Below are 22,946 nucleotides of genomic sequence, written 5' to 3' on the forward strand. Positions count from 1 at the left end.
TTACTAATTTAATATCTACCAACCAGTCAAGGAAAAGGATGTTTGCTATGGAAAATGAACTTAAGTCACAAGAGGAACTGTTAAACGAATTGCAGGAAGAATTGCGGGAGCTGAAGGAAAAATATAATCTTTTAGCAGACGAGAAAATGGTACTAACGGAAAAAATTGCGTCTTTAGAGAAATCTGAAAAGCATTGGGAGCTGGAAATAGCCCAGCGCAAGCAGGCGGAAAAAAGGGCCATTAAATTAGGTGACTATTACTCAACCCTTTTTAACTACTTTCCAGGGCTGGTTTGGATTTCTGGCCCCGATCATAAAACTCACTATTTTAATCGTGACTGGTTAGCTTTTACGGGTAAGACTCTGGAGCAGCAAATTAATAGTCAGTGGATGCAAGGGGTTCATCCCAAGGAAAGGGACGCTGTTGCTCAAATTATGTGGGAAGCTATGCATAACAGAAAACCTTTTGATTTGGAATTCCGGCTGCGCCGCTCAGATGGAAAATACCGCTGGATTAACAGCCATGGCAGGCCTTATTACGACTTGGAAAACAACTTTGGAGGCTATATTTGTTCCTGTTATGATATTACCAACAGGAAGAATATCGAAAAAAGGCTTCGCCAATCGGAAGAAAGGTTTTCTAAGGCTTATCAATGCAGTCCAAACTTAATGTGCATTCTCACTTACGAGGATGGAAGCTTTTTAAGTGTCAATGAAACTTTTGAACGTGTAACCGGCTATCGTTTTTATGAGCTTCTTGCCCGCAATCCGGCGGAAGTTGGCCTATTAGATAGGGAATTTCTGACTCAAAGTTTACAAATGTTACACAAAAAAGGCACTTACCAGAATTTTGAATATAATATTTGCACTAAAAATGGTGAAGTTCTAACTGTACTTGCCTCTGCTGAGCAAATTACTTTAAATGGCCAAAAGTGCTTTTTATTAGTAGTCAACGATATTACAGAACACAAAAAAATGGAAAAAGAAATGGCTCGGCTGGACCGGCTCTATTTAATTGGAGAAATGGCTGCATGTATTGGCCATGAGGTTCGCAACCCTTTAACTACGGTGCGGGGCTTTTTACAGATGCTGGGCAGGAAAAATGAATGTCAACAATTAACAAATTATTACGATTTAATGATTGAAGAGCTAGACAGGGCAAATAGTATTATTACTGAGTTCCTTTCTTTAGCTAAGAACAAAGTTGTGGAAAAAAAGGTCAGTAACTTAAATACTGTTTTAGAAGCTTTAAAACCTTTAATTCAAGCCAACGCTTTGGAAAAAGATATGAATGTAGCTCTGGATTTAGGCAATCTCCCTGACTTCTCCTTAGACGAAAAAGAGATTCGGCAGCTTATTCTCAACTTAGTAACTAACGGTTTGGAAGCTATGGAACCCGGCAATTCTCTGTTGATAAAAACTTATGCCCAAAATGGAGAAGTAATCTTGGCTGTCCAAAACCACGGCCCTAAGATTCCTGCTGACATTTTAGAAAAACTTGGGACTCCTTTTTTCACTACCAAAGAGAAGGGAACCGGTTTAGGTTTGGCAGTTTGCTTCAGCATTGCCTCTCGGCATAATGCAACGATTAAAGTTGATACTAATACAGATTTTACTACTTTTTTTGTCCATTTTAAAATTTAATTAGAAATACTATAAAAAGCAACAGGCAATTAGGTTGATGGTTTATCTACTCCTAATTGCCTATTTAATTCTACTTTATAAGTTTACTTTAAACGTTTCCATAAACCAATCATCATCATGTTTGCGAATTTGCTTGTATTTACTGCGCTGCCGCCAGGCATCGCTAAACATTACATCTACCAGGATTTTGCTAAAATGGCCATATTTTTTAATTTGCTCTACGACCTTACTGATTCTTTCTGGTTTAAAATGGACAAATGCCATATGCAATAAATTGAAATAATAGTCATCCATAGTGACTTTATAAGGGTGGCTTTTGCGGAAAATATGGATAACCTTTACGTTGGGGTTAACAGCGCAGGTAAAACCCATAATCCAGGTCCGATAGGAAATTTCGATATCTTCATATCCCCAAACCTGAAAGCCTTCATTAAATCCCCCTACTTGCTCAAAAACATCTTTGGGATAGGCTACACAGCCCCCCGGCAAAAGGGGTACATGAGTAATTTTCCTTGGATTAGTTGTAATCCATTTAGCCTCAACTTTTTCGTTTAAAATTTGACCATAGCCAATGGCTACCGGGTTATCATGGGCGGCTATGGCAGGAGAAACTGCATCAACGCCGGGAGTTTTAAATGAAACAAGAAGCTTATCCAGCCAAAATGCTTCTACAAAAATATGGGCATCGCAAAAAACTAAGTACTTTCCTCTTGCCTGCTGAGCTCCAAAATTACGTGCTTTAGCTGATCCTAGCCCTTCTGTGGTAAAAAATTGTACTGTTCTGTAATTAAGGCTGTCTTTAATTTTTTCCACACACCCATCTTGGGAGGCATCATCTACTACAATAATTTCATATTTAACTGTTGTAGTTGTACTTAAAATTGAATCCAAAGTGTTTTTTATATTACTTCCTTCGTTTTTACAAGGCAAGATAATGGAGGCCAAGGGATTTTTGTTTGGCATTAAACCATCACCTTCTTTTTAAAAATAAAATCTTTTTTTAAAGCAATACTTTATATAAAAAGCAGGCTAAGCCTGCTTTTTAGAGTTTATTCCTCTTCTTCCGCTGCTACAGCTAAGGTTTCCGCACCGCAGCCGTGGTCGTGGCGGCTATGGCTGGAATCTGTTGGAGGCGGGCATTGATCGCAGTTATCAGGTTTAAAGACTTCATCTTCTCTACAAGGATATGAACATTTTGTTGGTCCCACAAATGGAGGACATGGTCCCACAGGTCCTGCTGTAGGTGCCGGGCAGTTTCCAGGAGCGCAAACCGGCAGACAAACAACTTGTGGTCCATGTTCGAAAGCCTGGAATACTTTCTCAATGACTACTCTCAGCCGAGAAGGGCATCCCGGGCATGCTTCCTGATGATCTTTGCGAGCATCGCTTTCTAAAACAGCTTCAACGACTTCTAACCTAGTATTAACTGCACAAATTTGCGTACCTAAGGTGTTACCATCTTCACAAATAATTGGATTACAACCGCCTTCAATTTCAAAAATAGGAACTTGAACGTTAAATGGTACTCCCAAACGTTGTACTTGCCCGATCATTCTTTGGTTGTTAAATCGATACCAAACAAATATGTCATATGTACCCGTTATTTTTACACAACCGTTAGTTGGTGTAATAGAGAGGATTATTAAATTATTGACTAAAGCGTTGAATGGGCAAGCGTCGCTTGGCAAGCAGTCGCCTTCCATAGTTTCACAGATGTAATGGGTATTGTGAAAACATTTTTCACCGAAAGCACAAAGTACATCTTTCAACACGGGTCGGCATTCAAAATCGATATGCTTAGACACTTTTCTTCCCCCTTAATTTATATTAGCTTCTAGGCTAATTTATTCTATGAAAGGGGGTCTTTAGTGGTTACTTCCTGAAAGCTTTTTCTTTGGGTTTAAGGCAACAACATTTTTCCAACCATATTTATCGATGGTAAAGACCGGCTCAAATTCATCACCCCAGCGCTTTAAAACATCCCGCACATTCCATTCGATCATATAATTATAGATAAGCATCTGATGGGTCTGATTATAGTCATGGCGGCGATGAACATAGAGTACTTCATCAATCCAATAAAAACGGTACCTCTCTATTAAACGGCATAATATCCTTTTGTCCTCTAAATACCGCCCCTCGTAAGGATCATCTATAGGCCATCCTCCCACCTGCCGCAGAGCATTTGTACGATAACAGCGAGGCCAAACTGAGGAATTGGAAAGCAAAAAATCGTATTTATTTTTAAACATTTGACCTTTGCGCACATAGCTAGGGGAGTTTTCCCCTCTTTCTTCCATAACAATTTGAATATTACCGCTGAGCACAGCTACATCCGGGGGTTGTTTCTCTGCTTCCCTCATCAATACTTCCAGTGTATTTGGCAAAAACCAGTCATCGCTGTCCAGTTGAACCACATATGGAGTATCAACTAAGTCTAAACCCGTATTCTGGGCTTTGGATTGCCCTAAATTAACAGCATGCTTAACAAGTGTAACCTGGGGATGGCGCAAAAAAGGGCTTACCTGAAGTAAACTTGTATCTGTGGAGCAGTCATCAACAACAATAATTTTCCAATGGGGATATATTTGTTGAAAAACACTTTCTAGGGCATGAGACAAGTAAACTCCCGGGTTATACGAAGGAATAAGTACTGTTACTTGTGGTTCCATGTCGGTTCCTCCTTAAAATTATCAATATGTAGAGTTATAATCGGCCGAAAGAGAAATCAAAGTCGAACCCTTCCTCGCCATCAATGACAATGTCTAAAGCATGGCCAAAATCAAGGGCACAGGTTCTATATTTTTCAGCAATACGAGGGCAAATAATAGTTGCCGGAACACCGGCAGCTGCTAAAACTAGATCGAAGGCCGGTAGTTTACCTAACGAGGCCAAGGTTGGATTAATTTGCTCATACCCTTCTAAAGGCAAAGCAGCAACTACTTTAATTCCCCGCTGCTCAAATTTAGCAGCACCTTCGGCCCCTCTCCTTCCTAGTAAAACTATTCTTTTACCCTGAAGCAGTTGAAAAAACTCCTCTGATTTAACCATTTGATGGGAAATCCAGGCACTGCAGCTCCGTTTAATAACTAAATCATAGTGTTGGAATATTTTGTTCATCACAATTTGCCAAGAAGGTGTGTGATCCCCCAGTCCGGCAATATCTGCTTCCAGAAGTGCTTCAATAATATCCCTGCTCATGTTAGGCAAGGGACCTGTTATACCGCAATAGGTACTATATTCTGAAAAGTCCCAGCTTGCTTCCGGCCAAGTAGCCTCATTAATTACATACATTTCCGCATGGCCAAAACGTACAATGGAAAAGGGCTGCCGCTGTTCTAGGGCTTGCTTTAAGCGGGATAATACTTGGTTTAGGTTAAGCATTGGGGTTCCGTAATCAACCATCTTTCTCCCCCCTGTTTAATTTCTTAAAGAACATATATATTGCTGCCTGCTTTTTGTTGGGTATAAGCGTAGGCTGCATCTAAAAGGCAGGGGCAATTTCTTTGGAGTTCATTTAAGTCGTAGGAACTATGGGCTGTAACTAATACAACTAAGTCCTGATTCTTTAAAAAATCTGGCGTTAAGCTGCTGGATTTTAGCTCTTCTTGCTCTACAGTTAGCTGTTTAATCCAGGGATCATGATAAGAAACTTTTGCTTCTTGGCTTAAAAGCAGTTTAATAATTTGTACTGCCGGCGATTCCCGAAGATCGTTAACATCTTTTTTATAGGTAACTCCCAAAAGAGCAATACTGCTGTCTTTTAACTTTTTCCCTTTGGACTCCAGTATATTTTTAATTCTTTCCACCACTAAAAGAGGTCTTTGAGCATTAATTGCTCTGGCAGTCTTTGCCAGGTAAGGTATTTTTCCTTTGGCTTCGGATGCTGTCGTGTATAAAATATTGTCTTTAGGAATACAATGTCCCCCTACACCAGGTCCCGGGTAAAAGGGCTGAAAGCCAAAGGGTTTAGTGGCAGCTGCTTGAATAACTTCTTGAATATCAACGCCGCTTAGACGGCAAAACTCTGCCATTTCGTTGACCAAAGCGATATTTACATCTCGGTAAGTGTTTTCCAGCAGTTTTGCTAGTTCGGCTACAGCAGGGATTGAAACGGGTACAGTTTCGATTCCTAACTTCTGATAAAAGGATTCTGCTAAAGAACAGCATTTAGGGGTTACTCCAGAAACTATCTTGGGGGTATTTTCCGTTTTGTAAACAGGGTTACCCGGGTCTACCCGTTCAGGAGAAAAGGCCAGGTAAAAGTCTCGCCCTACTTCCAACCCTTTTTTTTGGAGCCGGGGTAAAATTTTTCCTACTGTTGTACCGGGACTAATGGTACTTTCTACTATAATCAATTGCTGGGGTGTAAGTTGAGAGGCAAGAGCATCGATAGCAAAGAACAAGTAGGAATAATTAGGACTTTCATCTTCATATAAAGGTGTTGGTACACAGATTAAAAAAATATTACACTCAGGGGCTCGTTGATAATCCCAGGCAAATTGGATTTGTTCCTGATTTGGCGACGGCAATTCTGTATCTTCAATATCAGATAGATAGGACTTTTGACAATTCAAGCTGTCGATCTTGCTTTTATCTACATCTATTCCTAAGACTTGAAAACCTTTTTTCCTGCAGAGCAGTGCCAAGGGCAGCCCTACGTAGCCAAGTCCAACTACCCCTACCCGTGCTTCCTTAGTCAGAATTTGTGTTTGCAGCATCCTCTTCACTCCTCAATAAAGAGTCACTTTTCTTTTAACTTATATATGTATATGCAGCAAAATAGGTAAGTGTTTTCCTGTCACTAAATTAAAGGAACCTCATAAAATAAGGTAAAAGATTTGCGAGAAAGGAGTTTTTAGATTGCGTTATTTTATTACCGGAGGGGCAGGTTTTATCGGAAGCCACTTAACTCTGCGCTTACTATCCCAGGGTCACGAGGTAATTGTTCTGGATAATTTCTCTGCCAGCCCTAGAGACCGGCTTGCTAAGACAAGTGCCAAAGTTGCTGAAGGTGATGTTTTAGATAAAGATTTAGTTTTTACTTTAGCTGAAAGTTGTGACTATTTAATTCACTTAGCAGCAGTAGTAGGAGTACGTCTAGCTATGGCCAAAGGCAGGGAAGGACTAAAAGTAAGCTGCCAGGGAACGGAAAATGTTTTGGAAGCAGCAACTATCTTGCAAAAGCCCATTTTTCTTGCTTCTTCTTCTGCCACCTACGGAAAAATTCTAAAAACACCTGTGGCCGAAGATGCCGATTGTTTATTAGGGACTAGCAGCAAAGTTAGTTGGCTTTATTCTGTAGCAAAATTAGTGGAAGAACACTTAGCTTTGGCATATTTTCGGGAGTTGGGAACTAAAATTAAGATAGGACGTTTTTTTAATGCAATTGGACCTAACCAAACAGGGGCCTATGGAATGGTAGTACCTACCTTTATTAACAAGGCACTCCATAATCAGCCTCTTCATGTCTATGGCACCGGCCGGCAGACTAGGACTTTTGCCTATATTGAAGATGTCTTAGATGGCTTGGAAATAGTTCTGCAAAGGGGCCAGGTAGGCGAAATTTATAATATTGGAGGTACAGAAGAAGTTTCTATTTTTTATTTGGCGCAAAAAATTAAGGAATTAGCTCAATCTTCTTCTCCCATCCAACTAGTTCCCTATGAGGAAGCTTTTGACGAGAATTTTGAGGAAACAATGCAAAGAATGCCAGACATTACTAAGCTGCAAAAGTTAGGTTATACTCCAAACTGGTCTTTAGAACGGTCTTTGCAGGCATTAATTAATTATCACCGTCAAAGGACAGGTGTATTTAATGTTGTATTTTCTAAGTGAACAAGAACATAACCATTATTTTCGAATTTTTAATCAGGCAGTCCGGAGGGGGCTGACAGAAAACAAAGTAGTTTTTCAGGAGATACCTTTGAGTTCTCCAAGTTTTAGCAAACCTAATCTACATATTCTCAGCCAACTTAAACCTACACCGGAGGACTGCTGGCTTTTAGCTTCTGCTCATACTCCTATTATTCATTATTTAGCAGAAAAACCTGGAATTAAGTTAGGGCATGTGCACTTTTTAGAAGCAGCACCTTACGAAGGTCTCCGTTTACTGGGCCTTTCTCTCAATGAACTAAAATATTTTCAATTATTTGACAGCTTGTTTGTTAATTCTCAAAGGGCCCAGGATCTCTTAGCAGCTAAATACCCCTCTTTAGCTGCTAAAGTTATAATTACAGGGTTTCCTTATGACGAAGAAAAGTTAAGGCCTTATGAAAATACCAGGAAAGATGAAGGCTCAATTGTTTTTACCCAAAGTTTTAGTCTAGCCAATTTACATATCCTGGAAGTGTATTTAAGTGATTAGCAGCCGCTCCCCCAGTAACGGGGCTGAACTTGGCGGATTATAGGCCAGAAAAAATAGTCCAAAAAGTATTTGCCAATTCGGACTGGTGCAAAACTTGTTTGCTTAGATCTTATCCGGAGCTAAGGGGACGGGTAGTTGTCACTGGATTTCCGTTTGATTTTTCAGTTTATGAGCCCTATCTAAGGACACCAAAAGAAGAAAATTTAGTTGTTTTTAATCAGCGTTTTTCGATCGAAAAGTTACATATTATAGAACTGGAAGCAGCCCAAAGATTAATTGCCAAAGGGTATAAAGTACAACATTTGTCAGGACAGCCTGAAAAAGAATTGGCTAAACAAAACATTTCTCTGGGAGTCCTCTTGGAACAGGCTCAGGAGATAGGTTTAGAGTTAGTTTTTAATCCTACTAAAAATGACTATCACCGCAATTTAGCCAAGGCAACTTTTGTCATTACTACTTCTATCGCCGATATGCTGCCTGTTTCCTTAATAGAAGCAATTTTTTTACGGGTAATTCCTATTGCCCCCAAAGCTTTTTGTTTTCCAGAGTTTGTTCATCAGCATAATCTTTATAGGCCTTACGACTTAGCTGATATTGTGCGGATTATAGAAGAGAAACCTCAGCGCAGGCATAAAATTGGGCAATACGCCCAGGAGAAGGTTATGGATAAATATTTTGCGGCTATGGAACTTAATAGGGCAGTAAAAAAAAGGTAATTAATTATCCGGCTTGTCCTATGATAATTAATTACCTTTAATTTTGCTTGATTTCCTACCTGATTTCCTACTTTATTTTCACTTTTGCTCAGTAATCTTTATTTTCCGGCAAATTGCTGTGTAAACATGGTACCGTAAGGTCCACCTTTGATAATTCCAATGCCGATATGAGTGTAACGGGAATTTAAGATGTTAGCTCTGTGTCCAGGGCTGTTCATTAAAGCTTGATGGGCTTTTTCTACAGTTTGGTTTCCTGCAATATTTTCCCCAATCACGCTGTAGTCAGTAACTCCTGCTGCTTTAATTTGCTCATAAGGTGAGCCTAGAGTTGGTGAAACATGTCCAAAGTAGTTATTAGTAATCATATCTTGGCTTTTAGCCCGAGCAGTTTTTACTAAACGCATGTCCACTTGCAAAGGCTTCAAACCTGCTTTTGTTCTTTCTTCATTGACTAATTTAACCATTAAGGCTTCATCGGCTGTTAAGCCTGCAACATTAGTTGTTGTTGCGGGTTCTTGGGCAGCCGGTGTAGTTGTATTGGTATTAGTATTAGTGTTTGTATTAGTATTAGTGTTTGTATTTGTTGTTGGTGCCGGTGTTACTTTAACCGGAGTTGTGGTATTGGTATTTGTTTTGGGGCATATCCAATTTACAACTGTTTTAAGACCTGTAGTACATGTTGGCGCCTTAGTTTTATAATTCAAGGTGAAAGCATTTGCTGGCAGCAAAGCTGAGGAAACCATGAAACCTGACATTACGGCAATAGCCATTGCTTTTTTAATCGCTTTTTTCATAATAAATTCCTCCTTAGGTTAAGCATGTTATTTCATGCTAAATTAGTTTTTTAATACATTTTTTAACAGTAAAAAGGGTAAAGAAATAGCTCCTAAGTTAACATTAGGAGCTTTTAATACCGACCAAGTGTTATTGCTCCTCTTTAGACGCTTACGAGGTTAGCTGACGGATGCGGGCCAAAGAGTAGCCCTACCAATGAAATAAATCACTGGATTAACCCCAGAAAAACCGGTTCCCCCGCTCCCTTTCGGAATTAAGCGAATCAACTATTTTGTTTGTACTTATATTAGCATCCCCTCTAGAGCTTGACCAGCTGTAATATTTTCCAGTGAATATAAAACGGCACCATCCCGGTGCCTAGCAGCTTCTTCAAACCCGGTTTAAATAATGGTAGCCTTGAGCGGAAATACAATTGGCAATTCGATCAAGGCTGATCTTCCGGGTGTCGTAACATATTTCTATTCTATGGAGTTCTAGGAGGGGGGAAATTTGCTTAATGCCATCCATAGCTTGTAATTCCCCGGCAATTTTTTGATAATCCTCCTCTGTGTACATGTCTGTAACAATCATGGTAATAGTGCTTTCTAAATCAATTATGCTTTGCGCAAAATTTTCCTCACTTTTAGGTACTGTTAGGTCAGCCCATTCTTTTCCCAACTTACTTTCCATAAACCAGCTCAAAGTAGTCAACTCCCATCCGGCAAGCAGCCGCTTACCTAATCTCTTCAACCTCCTTGGCGCCGGAAGTTAATATTTTTTTGACTTAGTAAGTAATCAATAAAAGATGGCGTAATGCGACTAGTATCATATGTAACCTGCAAAGTATCAGGTGAGATTAAGACTAACCCCTTAACATAAAAACTAAGGAGCTGGTAAACTTGCAGCTTTACATTTTCCTGCTCTAAATTTTCAATGACATAATTTATCTCGCAAAAATCCCCTGTAGTCAGTTCTTCTTTTTGAGCATCTATCCACATTTTAACTTTAGGTTCCACTAGTTTTACACCCCTCTCCATACTCTAAGATATATTATTAAAAAGGACAGATGCAGGTTCCTATTTGGCAGTTGGAATTAGCAGCAATAATTAACATATAATTACATGACCCGGCGGCATATTTTTAGTCTCACCTAAGTATGATTTAACAATAGATTAAGCAGATATTGAGGTGACTCAGATGCTGCAATATTTAGCCTCTCCCGGTGGGGATTTTTGGTCTTTTCGACACCAGCAAGAAAATTTGCATTATACTTTCTGCATTAAAGGCCATCAGGTACCTGACATTACGGAACAAATACCTATTTTAGATTTGACAGGGTGTCTTCATCTAATCCTCCGGCATAAGCAAAAAAACACTTCTTACGCCCTTTGGGATGGTTTCCAGTGGCAAAAAAAAGAGTTCCCGCTTCAGCACTGGGACTCTTTGATAACTCATGTAGATGAATCTAATAATTTATATTTACTAATTAAGAACCAGAGAAAATTAAATTTAGTCCTTGGCTCGAAAGATAGAAGCTGGGAAGTAATGGAACTTCTGCCTAGCCATCTGTCTAATGAGTACAATGAACAGCACTATGAACCTATTTTTTTAACGACTAAAGAAGGGCAGCTTTGGCTGTATATGGTGGATAAACTAAAATCTGCTCTGACGGCATGGACTCTTTTCCCTTCTACAGAACAAATGCGCCGGGAAAGAGAGCTTTGGGTGAATGAGGATTTGCAAATTGAAGGGAAATGGCTCAGCAATAATCAATTGCTGCTCCTTTTAACAGAAAAGGAGCTGAAAAGCTCCCTTTATTTTTTACACATTAATCTTACCAATTTTGAACCAACTTTGAGGATAATTGGCAAACGCCCATTACTGGGTAAAACTTTTTATCATTTACTAGAGGAAGCTAATAATTTAATGCTCATTATTACCGGACCCCGTCTTTCTCCTGCCCAGTCTAAATTTTATTATTGTTTTTCCTTCGACAGCGGGGGCAATTGGACTACAGTAAAATCATCCAGTTTATTTGCTCCCTTAGCCCTAGCGCCTGTTACAGAAATCAACCATATTCCCGGAAAGAGAATTGCCCTAGATACTATTTATGGAGTGCCCTTACACCAGCCTTTAATTTTAGACTATACTGAACTTGCCGCTATTTTAGGCAAGCAGTCCCTAATCAAGAAAGAGTTCTATTATTCCAAATAAGCAAACTGCTTATCGGCAGCTGCCTCAGCCGCCTCCTTTTTTTCTTGGCTTGTCTGTTGTTTTTTCAGTTCCATTTACTTCGTTATATACTACTTGAAAGCCTAATTTATTTAAGATCAAAGGTATGTTGATAATTGGTGCTTCTAATGTAGAATAAACGATTAATTTTTTACGGGCTGTGTCTAGTTCAGCTTTGAAAAAGCCGGGTTCTTGGGATAATCTTTTAATGATTTTCTCCCCATCTGCTTGATTTTTTAAATTAGGCAAAATATATTCTTGAATTTTTTTCGTTTGAATAGTCTCATTATACCAGCTCATTGCTCCACCTCCGGTGTCTTATATAGTAATATATGATTCATTTCCATTAAATGTAACAAATAAATTACTCATAACATGAATAGTAGATTTACTTAGAAAGTGAGGGGAAAAAATGAAAAAGTTATTTCTGTCCAATAATACTTTTGCCGTTTTAAAAGAAGAAGAAGCTCAATATTTTTTAAGCATCCTCTCCTCTTCCGGTTTAGACTATGTCTTAGACGAGGAGGAGAATATTCAACTGTTCCCGCAATTGAAAGAAACTTTTTTTATCTTAAAGCCATTGAAAGAGTATCGAGAATTTTATTCTTTTGCCGAAAGGCTCCATAGCTTGCTGCGCCGCAATGGTGCTGCAGTAATGCTTAATGCTCATGCCTGGGTAAATGCAAGTTTAGCTAATTTACCAATTATGCAGCTGGCTTTTAACGTCTATTCCCGGAATGCTGCTCTCACCCGGAAACAGGAACAAATCCGCTTTTATTATTCACTAAAGCATAAGGACACTAATTTGCGGCTCTTAAGTTATTTAATCAGGGAGATAAGTACTAAGAATGCTGCTTTAAATATAGTTGTGCCTTCTTACCAGCAGCATTTGTTCTGCCTTAAATACCGCAAGACTATTATGGGTGATGTTCCTACTATTATTGTTGAGTTCAGTAGTTTTAGCTTCCTGGAGGAAATAGAGGAGCTTTTAAGCACAAGTTTGGCAGAAAGCATTATTAAATGCTGGGGAACTTATGTTAATACTCAGCATTTAGCAAAGCTGGAGGAATTCCTGAAGTTAACTAAGAAGGCATTTGAGCCCCAGGTTTTATTGGAACATAATATAACGGAGGATGAAAAAGTAGAGGAAGAAAAAGTAGAGGATAAAAAAGTGGAAGATGAAAATGTTGAGGAAGTAAAAATGGAGGAAGAAGAAGTAGAGGAAGAAAAAATAGATCAAAAAAAACCAGATGAAGAAAAGGTGGTTTTACATACTTCGCAGGTTGCTGCACAAATTCCAACAGCTGCCCCGGTTCAGCAAAATCTTGGGCAGCTGCCTCTTAAGCGAAAGAAAAAATTAAACCCTTTAGCAGCCCCAGAAGGAGCGCCGGCTTTCCGTTTTCCTCGTGAATATATTACTACTAATCCTAATCAAAGTAATTTTGCCAACTCTATTTTAGATGTGAATCCTCTTACCAGCCGGATTATTTCCAGCTTTAATACTCAAGCCGAGGAAGTGCTTTCTCACAATAAGGAAAAAAACATCAAAAAAAGCATTACCGCTGTCAAAGATTTGGCTAAAATACTGGAGAGTTAGATCAAACGGGAAATAGAAAAAAGCACAGCTCTGATTACATCCGGAGCTGTGCTTTTTTTGTTTGGACAAACTTAGGCAAAATAAAAATGCAGACGCTTGTCTGCATTTGAGACATATTAGAAGTTAAAAGCATTGAGGTGCCGGCGTCGGCGGACATACTCCCGGCAGAGTGACGCAAGGAGAAGGAGTGCAAAAACCATAGCTGGGAACTAAGAGCTGTACTTCTAAAATACATTTAATAACTAAACATACTTGGAAGTCGCAAGTTACTTCTATATATTCAGAAGCGACATCAGTTACGATACAATTGCAGAAGAGCAATGTGGTTTCAGAGCAGTCAGGGCTTACGCCTTCCGGACAGCAGAGAGTAACTGTTTTCGTAAATGTAAATGTTCTATCGGCAAATTTCGGAGAAGAAGCAGGTGCCTTAGGGTTAGTTAATCTTACAGGAATCTTAACTAATAATGTAATTGTGGAAAAGCCGCCGCCAGCGGAAGCTCTTCTAATTTCTTCACAAGTAATGTCTCCATAGAGACGGCAGGGAATTTTATCTCCTACAGCAAAGGGACCTGTTCCATAATCTGCGGTTGGTATTCTAGTTGTTCTAGTTTTGTCATCAACTTGGAAACAGCTATCATACACTTTATCTACCTTAATACACTCAATTCGAGTTGGGGGAGGGCAGCCATTAGGTGGACACACACCTGGGCGAATAGGATCTGCCATTGAATTACCTCCTTATTTCAATTTATTTAGGATAAATCCTACTCTATAATATTGATGGTGTCTGTTAGCTGCTACTATATTCTTAGAAGTTTTTCAGAAAAAAATAAAAGCTGATGGTTCAACCAGCAGCTTTAAATAATTTGTTCCTTCTCCTCACAATCTTTGTATATGGTTAATTCAACTGTTTCTGTGAGTACATCTGTATAGCTATAGGATACTCGGCTAACTTTGCTATTGTTTTCCTCAATTTTAACTACAAAAATATGAGGGTAGGTTTGTTCCAACACTCCTAACCGTTCTATAATTTTTTTCCGGCCTCGGTTTGCCTTTAGCTTTATCTTTTTCCCTACACTGGCGTCAAGATACTGTTTAATTTCGCTAAGTGCCATTTTTGTTGCCAACAAGACCACCTCTTTTCTTAATATACATAGTATAACATGGTTTGGCAGCCTTGTCAAAAAGATTAGTATACTGCAATATTTATTTCGAGTCAATCAAAAAAATTACACTCATAGCTACAAAATTCGACATTTTTATTTGCACTATTTTTGCTCCCTACAAAACAGTTCTAGGATAACCTAATCTGTATCTGCCTCTAGTCTGGACTCCCCCTACCCCTTTTTCGCCAGTGATTGTTTGCTGGACAACTTCTTTTACTCCAATTGTCTTTTCAATGGAAGTAAAGGCTACTTTTTCCGCAATAAAGACTGGGTCTAAGACGTTAATCAATACTCTTTGGGGGGAACTGGCGAAATTTGCTCCTGCCTGCAGCAGTTTTTCGTAATTAGACTGACAAGCTCCTGCGAAAATAACCAAATCATCTAAACCATTATTTATTTCTCTTGCTTTTTTTACACTTGCAACATAATATTTGGAATTGCGGTAACTGTTGAGGCTGGATAAATCCTTAGCACCTTTAAACAAGGCATCGTGGCCCGTTAAAATTAAAATATCCGGCTTATAATCACGGAGCAGTTTTTGCACAACTTTAGGCTGCTCACTTTCGGCAACGTAAAAACCTTGTGCAGGAATATTTAATTGGCGGTAATATTCCATACATTTTTGCAGATAATCGTTGTCACCATCTATATGCAGTACTTTTCCAGGAAAATCAAAAAAATTTCCCGTTAACTTTTCTCCTCTGCTTTCCGGAATTTCTTCATTTCTTTTGGATTTAATTTTTTTGATATTTGCTATATTTATTTGAATCTTTCTTTGTTTATATTGTAAAATTTCATTAGGTTTTTTTACTTCTAAATCACTGATAGGTGCATCAGCAATTAAACGTACATCTAAACCTTTAATTGTACAGACTCCTTTTTGCACATCAATTATTCTAAAATATATATCTCCACCGTAAGATTTACGTGTAACAATATCGCCGGGCTTAATTACAGGCATAATTTAACCTCCCAAATTATCTTATATGTTCATCTTATGGTAAAATATATATTTTGTGCAGGAATATGTCTTCTTTTTGTATATACTATATATGATATTGGTTATAGATCTAATTATAGCTTTAATCCGGAAAATAGTGCTGCCATTCTTATTGGAAAATTTTGTGTAATGCAAGTGATAATAATTTGAATTATAATGGACGAGACCAAGTAGCTCCTCTAATGTAAAAAGTTAGATGGAGGTTATATTTATGCGCATAAAATTAATAGGGATTGTCCTTTTGATTTCGCTCATGATTCCTACTTTTGCTTATGCCGCTACATATTATGTAAAAAGCGGCGACTCCCTTTTCAAAATTGGCCAAAAGTATGGGGTATCTGCAGAATATGTTCGTCAAACTAACGGTTTGAAAACATCTGCTATTTATGCAGGCCAGAAATTATGGGTACCAGACCGTAAAGTAAATGCCATTAATTATACGGTTAAAAAGGGAGATAGTTTGTATACTATTGGCAAAAAATTTGGCACCACTGCAGAAGCAATTAAACAAATGAACTGCCTAAAATCGACTCAACTTAAACCAGGACAAGCACTATTAATTCCCAAACGTGCAAGTTATAAGCCAGTTATTACTGCGAAAAATACAGCATCCCGCGGAGGCAGTTCAAGTGGAAGCAGGCAAACTGCAACTGCCAATAAGGTTTCAACAAAGGAACTTACTTTACTGGCTAAGCTAGTTAATGCTGAGTCTAGAGGGGAACCTTTTGAAGGCCAAGTAGCTGTTGCCGCTGTGGTTTTAAACAGAGTTAAAAGTCCTCTTTTCCCTAATACAATTGCCGGGGTAATTTATCAGCCAGGCGCATTTACCTGCGTTACTGACGGACAACTATATTTAACACCTAGTGACACAGCCTACAAAGCTGCTAAACAGGCTATAGCAGGCTGGGATCCAACTAATGGTGCTCTTTATTACTGGAATCCAGCTAAAAGCACCAGCAAGTGGGTTTGGTCCAGACCAATTACCTTTCGTATTGGGAACCATGTTTTTGCCAAGTAGTTAGACCAAATTTAAAATAGTTTTTAAGCCAGCCTTTAAAAAGGTTGGCTTTTTCTTTTACTGATGCACAAGGTATAAATTTTGCTATATAATGTTACCAAGCAGGTAATTTATTCCATTAAGGGAGTAGATGTAGGCTGTAAGGTTGGAAATATTGTAGAGAAAGATTTGAGCTTAGCTATTACTAAATATATGTATGAAAGAGCTAAAGAGTTGGGCTTGAAGTTGAACTAACCCGTATTGCTGACCGTACTTTAGTTCCTTTACTTGAAATCTAAAGCTCCAGTTCCTTACCGGGTTATCCTTATAGACAAAGAAGGAAACCAAAAAGAACTAATACCAGCACCTTTGACTTTAGCTTTTAGAAACCTTTTTTTGCCTTCTAATTGTACTAGCTACTTGCAAAAATAAATCCAGCATTTCTATTCTATTTATAGGCTGTTCTTTTGCTTTGCTTTTCATTTCCGGCACCTCCAAATTAACTTCTACTTTTATTTTTGCCGGAAATATTTTTCTTAATCAGAAAAAATTTTTGTTAATAGTGCATATTCCTCTAGACTTAAGGTCTCTCCTCTGCGCTGGGGATCGATGCCACAGGACTCCAGCAGTGCAGTTAGCTTCTCCTTGGGCAACTGAGTGTATTTGTGGCTAAGAGCGTTTAAGAGAGTTTTTCTTCTTTGGGCAAAAGCAGTTTTAATTAAAGAGAAAAATAGTTTTTCATCTGCAACCTGGACAGGGGGCTTGGCCCTAAGAGTTAACTTCATGACTGCTGACTCTACTTCCGGAGCAGGTATAAAAGACGACGGGGGAACTTTAGTTATTAATTCCGGCTCCGTGTAGTACTGTACTGCCAGGGATAAAGCTCCATAGTCCTTTCCTCCTGGCCGGGCTGCCATTCTTGCTGCAACTTCCAATTGAACCATAATTGTTATGCTGGAAATATGGTATCTTTGTTCCAGTAGATGCATAATTATAGGCGTAGTAATGTAGTAAGGCAGATTGGCCACTACCTTGTAGCTTAGCTCTTGGCCCGGAGGGATTTCTTGCCGGACAACTTCATCTAAATCTATTTTTAAGATATCCTGGTTAATAACCTGTACATTAGAAAAATCACTTAAAGTTTCAGCTAGAACCGGCAGCAAAGTTTTATCAAGCTCCACTGCCAATACTTTTTTAGCATTGGCTGCCAAGAATTGGGTCAAAGTACCTAAACCAGGGCCGATTTCAACTACAATATCCTCAGAGTCCAGTTGGGCACTTTCCACAATGGTCTGTAGGACTTCTTCGTTGGTTAAAAAATTTTGTCCATAACTTTTTTTTGTATGAAAATTATATTTTTGCATTAATTTTTTCACATTTCGGGCAACAGTTAAATTGATCATTAGTTCACCTCACCCAACTAGTATACAGCATTTTTTGCTAAATATAAGCAAAAATGAGGCTGAAAAAGCCTCATTAGTTGCGTGAAACGCCTTAATCACTCTAGAAGATACACCTTCACTGTCCGTACTCCCCAGCGGCGGGCTTCCCTTTGGCTGTTCATAAATACATCAATCCTGTTTCCTTGAATAGCCCCTCCTATATCCAGGGCTCTAGCAACGCCGTAGCCTTCTACATAGAGCCGGCTGCCGAGAGGTATTACCCCTGGGTCTACAGCCACAGTTCCCCGGCCAGGTTTTGTCCCTGAAAAGGTAGAATTACCTGTTGCACTGTAGGCTGTAGCAGTGACAGTTAAGGATTCCCTAAACCTGTAGCTGTCTCCGCCTCTGGAGACTACAGAACGGGTTCCATAAGCAATGCATTTGTTCACGGGTTTTTTTACTACTTTGGTGTCTATTACCTGCCGGTTTACTTCTACTCCATCCCGGTAGGTAATTTTAATAATTTTTCTCTCCAAACCTTTTTGCCCGGCAGTTGTAACTTTCTCCATACCTCTATCCCAATTTGCCATTTCTTTGCGTTCAATTTGGAAAGGTATTGGTACTTCTTTAGTTATTTTTTTGTAGCCAATTCTTTTAATTACAATTTTGGTGGGTTCTGCAATAAGTGTCCCTAATGCCGGTGAAATTTGATCCTCCGGACCAAGAGTAACTCCCGACTGCTTTAATATTTCTTCGACTTTGGCTGGTGGTGTTTCTGCTTTGAGCAGTCTTCCATCAACTTTAATTACAACCGGAAAGGCTCTTTCAATTGCAACTACCATTCCATCCTGCAAAGCAGTTTCCAACTCATAGGAGATGCTATCTTTAGGATTTAAGGCAATTCTTTTTTCCTTCAAGACCTCTCCAACTTGTTTTTTAAAAGTGGACACTTGCTCTGCTTTGCCATCCACCGTAATGGTTATATCCTTTCGTGCCCAAGTATAACCGGTTAGTCCTAACAAGACTAAGACGACAAGTGCTAATATAGAAACAATTATAATTTGCTGCTTATGCCGGGCCTGAATACATTGTTTTACCCAATTTTTAATCCAGGCATCCATTTTTTCCCTCCTCGAAATTAATTAAGAAACGGTACTATTAAATATTCTCCAAAAAAAAAAGGATTCCTGCCTAAGCAGGAATTCCCCTATTTTAATGTAAAATATATACTTTTACGACTTTTCTTCCCCAATTTAGAGCTTCATTAACGCTATCATAAAAAAGATCAATTCTATGGCCGTTGATGGCTCCTCCCGTATCCTGGGCCACACAATAGCCGTAGCCTTCTACATATAATTTTGTTCCCAGGGGTATGACATCTGGATCTACAGCAATAATTCCTCGATAGGGCATAATGCCCGTTGCTGTTCTGTTACCAGTGTGAGTATAGCCTGTAGCTTCCATGAACAGCATTTTTCTCCCCTCTAAACTTCTAGAGGCAGTAGCAACTACTGGGTTTTTAGTGCCATAGGCAATGAGTTTAGTTTGGGGAGCTTTAATAACGGCACTGCTGATGATCTTTCTACCTTGCTCTTGCCCATTTTTGTAGGTAATTATAACTATTTTTTGCATTACGCCTGGCCGGCCTTCCTGAAGTACTTTTGTTTGGCCTTTGACTAAAGATTTTTTGGGCTGTCGCTTAGTAACAAAATCAACTTTTTGATACTTAACCACTTTTTTTTCAGTTATTCTTGTAACAATAAGCTTTTTAGGCAGCTCCGAAGTATTTAAATTGTCTGTGACCTGATCTAAGGAGCCCAGGCGAATCCCGCTATTGGTCAAAACTTTTTCCCGGGTAGGCTTGGCGACCATAATTGTTTTGCTTTTGCCGTCAGCACTGACAATAACAGGAATTGCCTTATAAATACGAACTTCCGAACCTTCCTGGATTTTAGCCATTTCCCCTGGTTCCACTAAATCATATTTGCTTAGCTGTATTTTCTGCTGCCTTAGAACCCCTTGAACATTGCGGGCTAAGGTTCGTATTTTAATTTTTTTCACACCCTGTACTACAGTGACGGTTTTAACCGCTTGGGCATAACAAGTTAGGGACATTCCACAGAGCAAAAAAAAGGCAGTGATTAAAAGCAGTATTTTTTTGCCCGGCGGAGCTTGGCAATTTGCAGTTTTTAGCAATAGATCACCTCGAAAGATTATTTGAAAAAAAAGTGTGTTAAATTATCATATGCAACATCCTTATACTTAGGCTATTCGTATTTTATGCATGGGTTATGCAAATTATTCCTTTTATGCTATCAGAGGGAAAAATAAAGGCTCCGGACCGTTGTCTTCATTGGTCCAGAGCCATTGAAAGTTTATCAATGTTTAGAGAATACCTCCACTCTTAGCGTAGGTGGGGAGGTTCACCTTTTAATTATTCTGTTAAATAACTTGTGCAATAATTTTAGGCTAAAAGAAATTAGTAAATAAACTGTGAAAAAGGCTAAAAAGCCATATAAACCCGCTTCCGCATCTTTTAGTTCCATATTGCCTCGGCCTGTGATTTTTTGTTCTATTTCCACGGCAAAAACAAAAACTACTAAAAGTGTAAAGGTATAAATAAAGGAAAGGGCCGTTATGCTCCAGCGGGCAATCCTTTTAAAAAGCAGATGAATGACGAGGAAAAATGCAATTCCCAAAAGACCTACCAGCCAAAAATGCAGCTCCTTATCGGTCATGGAGAAATCAAAGGTCCGTGCTACCGCTAAGACTAGATCATGGAGTGCATTAATAAATTCGGCTAACAGCCAAATGCTTCTTTCCATTTTTACACTTCTTTCATTGTTAAAGCAATTCTTTTCCGTTCTAAATCTACTTCCATAATTTTCACTTTCACAATATCACCTACATTTACAACTTCCAGTGGATTTCGCACGTATTTTTCCCCTAATTCGGAGATGTGAACTAAACCATCCTGATGGACTCCTATATCTACAAAAGCTCCGAAATCCACTACATTTCTAACGACGCCGTTTAAGACCATTCCAGGTTTTAAATCCTCCAGCTCCATAACTCCTGCTTTAAAAACCGGCGGCGGCAGCTCTTCTCGAGGGTCTCGGCCAGGCTTTTCCAGCTCCTTTACAATATCTTGCAGGGTAGGGAGCCCTATGTTTAATTTTTGGGCCAAAGCAGGTAAATCAGCCTGGATCTTTATGGGCAAGTCCTGTCCCAAATCAATGCCTAATTCAGCTAGGAGCTGATAGGTTACTGCGTAAGATTCCGGGTGGACAGCAGTGTTATCTAAGGGATTATCGCTGTCTGGCAAACGCAAAAAGCCTGCACATTGGACAAAGGTTTTGGGCCCTAGGCCGGCAACTTTCAGCAATTCCTGCCTGTTTCGGAAGAAGCCCTTTTCTTCCCGATAAGCTACAATTTTCTTGGCAATTGACGCTGAAACACCGGCTATGTAGTTTAACAGAGAGGGTGAAGCAGTATTTAGATCCACCCCTACAGTATTTACACAATCTTCTACTACACCCTGCAAGGTTTCTCCTAACCTTTTTTGGTTTACATCATGCTGATACTGTCCTACTCCAATGGCTTTAGGGTCGATTTTCACCAGCTCTGCTAAAGGATCTAAAAGCCTGCGGCCAATAGAAGCAGCGCTGCGCAAAGTTACGTCAAACTGGGGAAATTCCTCTTGAGCCAGTTTAGAGGCAGAGTACACTGATGCTCCTGCCTCGTTGACTATAGTATAGAGTACTCTTCCATTAAATTCCACCAGCAAATCGGCTATAAATTTTTCACTTTCTCGAGAAGCTGTGCCATTGCCAATGGCTATGGCTGTAACTCCATGTTTATAAATCAGCTCCTTGACTTTTTCGGCAGCTTCGGCGATTTTATTTTGAGGCGGTGTAGGATAGATAACTGCAGTATCTAAAACTTTGCCGGTTGCATCTAAAACAGCTATTTTGCAGCCTGTCCGATAGGCAGGGTCTAAACCTAGGACCGTATGCCCTTTGCAAGGGGGCTGGAGTAAAAGTTTCTTTAAGTTGGCGGCAAAGACTTTAATAGCCTGCTCTTCCCCTTTTTCAGTCAGTTCTTTGCGCAGTTCCCTTTCTAGGCTAGGTTCTAACAGGCGCTGCCAACCATCCTTAATGGCATCTTGCACATAAGCTGCTCCTGCGATGCCTTTCGGGAGAAAAACCTTTTCTAGGTAGGCAAGTATTTCAGCTTCAGGAAACTCTATTTTGGCTTCTAAGAATTCTTCTTTCTCACCTCTATTTATAGCTAAAACCCGGTGAGGAGGTATGGAGCGTACTGCTTCTTGGTATTCATAATACATTTCATAGGGAGATCTTTCCGTACTTTTGGTTTTTTTACGGGAAACAAGGAGTGCCTTTCTTTTGGCTAACTGCCTCAAATATTTGCGAGCTTCTGCGTTGTCGGAAACCATTTCAGCAATAATATCCTGGGCTCCTTGGAAAGCTTCCTCTCTCGTATTGACGCCTAACTCAGCATTAATAAACTTTTGGGCTTCCTCCTCTAGATTTCCCGAAGTAAGAGTCAACAAAAGCTCCGCTAAAGGCTCTAGTCCTTTTTCTTTGGCTGCTGAAGCCCTGGTTTTGCGCTTGGGCCGGAAAGGACGATAAATATCTTCCAGCTCCACTAGTGCTTGGGCCGCTGCAATTTTTTGTTCCAGCTCAGGGGTTAGGACTCCCTGCTCGTCCAAAAGACGGGTAATCTCCACTTTGCGCTCTTCTAAACTGCGCAGGTATCCTAGACGTTCAGTTAAGTCACGTAACACTTCGTCGTTTAAGCCACCTGTCATTTCTTTCCGGTAGCGGGCGATGAAGGGAACAGTATTTCCCTCATCTAAAAGCTGTACTGTGCTTATTACTTGTTTTTTTGCTAAGTTAAATTCCGCAGCTAACTGTGCTACTATATTCAAAATGCTCTCCCCTTTGCGTTAATCTGTTTGAACAGGCAGACATCGAGGTCAGCTAACTAAAGTCAAGTAATTTTATTAATAAATGTTTAACTTAAAGATAAGCATAGCAAAATAAACCTGA

The 22,946-nt window shown here is 39.4% G+C and carries 25 protein-coding genes and 1 riboswitch; of the genes, 8 read left to right on the plus strand and 17 right to left on the minus strand.

What is annotated here, in order from left to right; all coding sequences use genetic code 11:
* The first annotated feature begins 47 nt into the window (after positions 1-47).
* Positions 48-1,643 (plus strand): PAS domain S-box protein, encoded by a 1,596-nt coding sequence (locus tag RDV78_04165; protein MDS1029701.1) that lies wholly within the window; start codon positions 48-50, stop codon positions 1,641-1,643.
* A 75-nt stretch (positions 1,644-1,718) separates the two neighbouring features.
* Here the strand turns inward: RDV78_04165 and RDV78_04170 are convergent, their stop codons facing one another.
* From RDV78_04170 to RDV78_04190, 5 genes are all read right to left on the minus strand, one after another.
* Entirely contained in the window at positions 1,719-2,606 is an 888-nt protein-coding gene (locus tag RDV78_04170; GenBank protein MDS1029702.1) for a glycosyltransferase, read from the minus strand.
* Positions 2,607-2,692: 86 nt separating this feature from the next.
* Positions 2,693-3,448: a hypothetical protein gene (locus tag RDV78_04175; GenBank protein ID MDS1029703.1), complete on the minus strand. Its 756-nt coding sequence runs from the start codon at positions 3,446-3,448 to the stop codon at positions 2,693-2,695.
* A 60-nt stretch (positions 3,449-3,508) separates the two neighbouring features.
* Positions 3,509-4,315: a glycosyltransferase family 2 protein gene (locus RDV78_04180; GenBank protein ID MDS1029704.1), complete on the minus strand. Its 807-nt coding sequence runs from the start codon at positions 4,313-4,315 to the stop codon at positions 3,509-3,511.
* Positions 4,316-4,349: 34 nt separating this feature from the next.
* The gene (locus RDV78_04185; GenBank protein MDS1029705.1) at positions 4,350-5,048 is read right to left on the minus strand and encodes a GT-D fold domain-containing glycosyltransferase; all 699 of its coding nucleotides are present in this window, start codon (positions 5,046-5,048) and stop codon (positions 4,350-4,352) included.
* Positions 5,049-5,071: 23 nt separating this feature from the next.
* Entirely contained in the window at positions 5,072-6,364 is a 1,293-nt protein-coding gene (locus tag RDV78_04190; GenBank protein ID MDS1029706.1) for a nucleotide sugar dehydrogenase, read from the minus strand.
* A gap of 142 nt (positions 6,365-6,506) precedes the next feature.
* On the opposite strand from RDV78_04190, the gene RDV78_04195 reads away from it, so the two are divergent.
* From RDV78_04195 to RDV78_04205, 3 genes are read left to right on the plus strand one after another with little or no spacing between them, the layout of a single operon-like run.
* Positions 6,507-7,481, plus strand: coding sequence for an NAD-dependent epimerase/dehydratase family protein (locus tag RDV78_04195; GenBank protein ID MDS1029707.1), 975 nt, complete (start codon positions 6,507-6,509; stop codon positions 7,479-7,481).
* Positions 7,462-8,010 (plus strand): hypothetical protein, encoded by a 549-nt coding sequence (locus tag RDV78_04200; protein ID MDS1029708.1) that lies wholly within the window; start codon positions 7,462-7,464, stop codon positions 8,008-8,010. The genes RDV78_04195 and RDV78_04200 overlap by 20 nt, the downstream gene beginning before the upstream one ends.
* Positions 8,011-8,039: 29 nt before the next feature.
* Positions 8,040-8,726 (plus strand): glycosyltransferase, encoded by a 687-nt coding sequence (locus RDV78_04205; GenBank protein MDS1029709.1) that lies wholly within the window; start codon positions 8,040-8,042, stop codon positions 8,724-8,726.
* Positions 8,727-8,824: 98 nt separating this feature from the next.
* On the opposite strand, the gene RDV78_04210 is transcribed toward RDV78_04205, so the two are convergent.
* The 3 genes from RDV78_04210 to RDV78_04220 form a co-directional block, all read right to left on the minus strand.
* Positions 8,825-9,520, minus strand: a complete 696-nt coding sequence (locus RDV78_04210) for a CAP domain-containing protein (protein ID MDS1029710.1) — start codon at positions 9,518-9,520, stop codon at positions 8,825-8,827.
* Positions 9,521-9,652: 132 nt separating this feature from the next.
* Positions 9,653-9,791, minus strand: a riboswitch (cyclic di-AMP (ydaO/yuaA leader).
* A 99-nt stretch (positions 9,792-9,890) separates the two neighbouring features.
* Positions 9,891-10,202, minus strand: a complete 312-nt coding sequence (locus tag RDV78_04215; GenBank protein MDS1029711.1) for a heavy-metal-associated domain-containing protein — start codon at positions 10,200-10,202, stop codon at positions 9,891-9,893.
* A gap of 44 nt (positions 10,203-10,246) precedes the next feature.
* Entirely contained in the window at positions 10,247-10,516 is a 270-nt protein-coding gene (locus RDV78_04220) for a hypothetical protein (GenBank protein ID MDS1029712.1), read from the minus strand.
* A 181-nt stretch (positions 10,517-10,697) separates the two neighbouring features.
* On the opposite strand from RDV78_04220, the gene RDV78_04225 reads away from it, so the two are divergent.
* A complete protein-coding gene (locus RDV78_04225; protein ID MDS1029713.1) occupies positions 10,698-11,714 on the plus strand; it encodes a hypothetical protein in 1,017 nt (338 codons plus the stop codon).
* A 24-nt stretch (positions 11,715-11,738) separates the two neighbouring features.
* Here RDV78_04225 and RDV78_04230 read toward each other — a convergent pair whose 3' ends face one another.
* Positions 11,739-12,032 carry a hypothetical protein gene (locus tag RDV78_04230; protein MDS1029714.1) on the minus strand — a complete coding sequence of 98 codons (294 nt, stop codon included), beginning with the start codon at positions 12,030-12,032 and terminating at the stop codon, positions 11,739-11,741.
* Positions 12,033-12,144: 112 nt separating this feature from the next.
* Between RDV78_04230 and RDV78_04235 the strand changes: the two genes are divergently transcribed.
* On the plus strand, positions 12,145-13,329 hold the full coding sequence (locus RDV78_04235) for a hypothetical protein (GenBank protein MDS1029715.1): 1,185 nt from the start codon (positions 12,145-12,147) through the stop codon (positions 13,327-13,329).
* 123 nt (positions 13,330-13,452) lie between these two features.
* Here RDV78_04235 and RDV78_04240 read toward each other — a convergent pair whose 3' ends face one another.
* The 3 genes from RDV78_04240 to yabG form a co-directional block, all read right to left on the minus strand.
* Positions 13,453-14,055 (minus strand): hypothetical protein, encoded by a 603-nt coding sequence (locus RDV78_04240; protein ID MDS1029716.1) that lies wholly within the window; start codon positions 14,053-14,055, stop codon positions 13,453-13,455.
* A 131-nt stretch (positions 14,056-14,186) separates the two neighbouring features.
* Positions 14,187-14,456: a Veg family protein gene (locus RDV78_04245; GenBank protein MDS1029717.1), complete on the minus strand. Its 270-nt coding sequence runs from the start codon at positions 14,454-14,456 to the stop codon at positions 14,187-14,189.
* 154 nt (positions 14,457-14,610) lie between these two features.
* Complete coding sequence (gene yabG / locus RDV78_04250; GenBank protein MDS1029718.1) at positions 14,611-15,456, minus strand: sporulation peptidase YabG; 846 nt, start codon at positions 15,454-15,456, stop codon at positions 14,611-14,613.
* A 250-nt stretch (positions 15,457-15,706) separates the two neighbouring features.
* Here yabG and RDV78_04255 point away from each other — a divergent pair, with 250 nt between their 5' ends.
* Both RDV78_04255 and RDV78_04260 read left to right on the plus strand, forming a co-directional pair.
* The gene (locus RDV78_04255) at positions 15,707-16,513 is read left to right on the plus strand and encodes a cell wall hydrolase (GenBank protein MDS1029719.1); all 807 of its coding nucleotides are present in this window, start codon (positions 15,707-15,709) and stop codon (positions 16,511-16,513) included.
* An 81-nt stretch (positions 16,514-16,594) separates the two neighbouring features.
* Entirely contained in the window at positions 16,595-16,747 is a 153-nt protein-coding gene (locus tag RDV78_04260) for a hypothetical protein (GenBank protein ID MDS1029720.1), read from the plus strand.
* Positions 16,748-17,028: 281 nt separating this feature from the next.
* Here the strand turns inward: RDV78_04260 and rsmA are convergent, their stop codons facing one another.
* From rsmA to RDV78_04285, 5 genes are all read right to left on the minus strand, one after another.
* Entirely contained in the window at positions 17,029-17,895 is an 867-nt protein-coding gene (gene rsmA, locus RDV78_04265; GenBank protein MDS1029721.1) for a 16S rRNA (adenine(1518)-N(6)/adenine(1519)-N(6))-dimethyltransferase RsmA, read from the minus strand.
* A gap of 95 nt (positions 17,896-17,990) precedes the next feature.
* Positions 17,991-18,995: a 3D domain-containing protein gene (locus RDV78_04270; GenBank protein ID MDS1029722.1), complete on the minus strand. Its 1,005-nt coding sequence runs from the start codon at positions 18,993-18,995 to the stop codon at positions 17,991-17,993.
* Between the two features lie 91 nt (positions 18,996-19,086).
* Positions 19,087-20,070 (minus strand): 3D domain-containing protein, encoded by a 984-nt coding sequence (locus tag RDV78_04275; GenBank protein ID MDS1029723.1) that lies wholly within the window; start codon positions 20,068-20,070, stop codon positions 19,087-19,089.
* A gap of 227 nt (positions 20,071-20,297) precedes the next feature.
* Positions 20,298-20,699: a hypothetical protein gene (locus RDV78_04280; protein MDS1029724.1), complete on the minus strand. Its 402-nt coding sequence runs from the start codon at positions 20,697-20,699 to the stop codon at positions 20,298-20,300.
* Between the two features lie 2 nt (positions 20,700-20,701).
* Entirely contained in the window at positions 20,702-22,828 is a 2,127-nt protein-coding gene (locus tag RDV78_04285) for a Tex family protein (protein ID MDS1029725.1), read from the minus strand.
* Positions 22,829-22,946 lie beyond the last annotated feature (118 nt).

The sequence above is a fragment of the Bacillota bacterium LX-D genome (assembly GCA_031628995.1).
Lineage (GTDB): Bacteria > Bacillota > DUOV01 > DUOV01 > Zhaonellaceae > JAVLUO01.

Coding starts and splice junctions, on each gene's coding strand:
- RDV78_04165 (MDS1029701.1), top strand. CDS start 48: ATGGAAAATGAACTTAAGTCACAAGAGGAACTGTTAAACGAATTGCAG.
- RDV78_04170 (MDS1029702.1), bottom strand. CDS start 2,606: ATGCCAAACAAAAATCCCTTGGCCTCCATTATCTTGCCTTGTAAAAAC.
- RDV78_04180 (MDS1029704.1), bottom strand. CDS start 4,315: ATGGAACCACAAGTAACAGTACTTATTCCTTCGTATAACCCGGGAGTT.
- RDV78_04185 (MDS1029705.1), bottom strand. CDS start 5,048: ATGGTTGATTACGGAACCCCAATGCTTAACCTAAACCAAGTATTATCC.
- RDV78_04190 (MDS1029706.1), bottom strand. CDS start 6,364: ATGCTGCAAACACAAATTCTGACTAAGGAAGCACGGGTAGGGGTAGTT.
- RDV78_04200 (MDS1029708.1), top strand. CDS start 7,462: ATGTTGTATTTTCTAAGTGAACAAGAACATAACCATTATTTTCGAATT.
- RDV78_04210 (MDS1029710.1), bottom strand. CDS start 9,520: ATGAAAAAAGCGATTAAAAAAGCAATGGCTATTGCCGTAATGTCAGGT.
- RDV78_04225 (MDS1029713.1), top strand. CDS start 10,698: ATGCTGCAATATTTAGCCTCTCCCGGTGGGGATTTTTGGTCTTTTCGA.
- RDV78_04230 (MDS1029714.1), bottom strand. CDS start 12,032: ATGAGCTGGTATAATGAGACTATTCAAACGAAAAAAATTCAAGAATAT.
- RDV78_04235 (MDS1029715.1), top strand. CDS start 12,145: ATGAAAAAGTTATTTCTGTCCAATAATACTTTTGCCGTTTTAAAAGAA.
- RDV78_04240 (MDS1029716.1), bottom strand. CDS start 14,055: ATGGCAGATCCTATTCGCCCAGGTGTGTGTCCACCTAATGGCTGCCCT.
- yabG (MDS1029718.1), bottom strand. CDS start 15,456: ATGCCTGTAATTAAGCCCGGCGATATTGTTACACGTAAATCTTACGGT.
- RDV78_04255 (MDS1029719.1), top strand. CDS start 15,707: ATGCGCATAAAATTAATAGGGATTGTCCTTTTGATTTCGCTCATGATT.
- rsmA (MDS1029721.1), bottom strand. CDS start 17,895: ATGATCAATTTAACTGTTGCCCGAAATGTGAAAAAATTAATGCAAAAA.
- RDV78_04270 (MDS1029722.1), bottom strand. CDS start 18,995: ATGGATGCCTGGATTAAAAATTGGGTAAAACAATGTATTCAGGCCCGG.
- RDV78_04280 (MDS1029724.1), bottom strand. CDS start 20,699: ATGGAAAGAAGCATTTGGCTGTTAGCCGAATTTATTAATGCACTCCAT.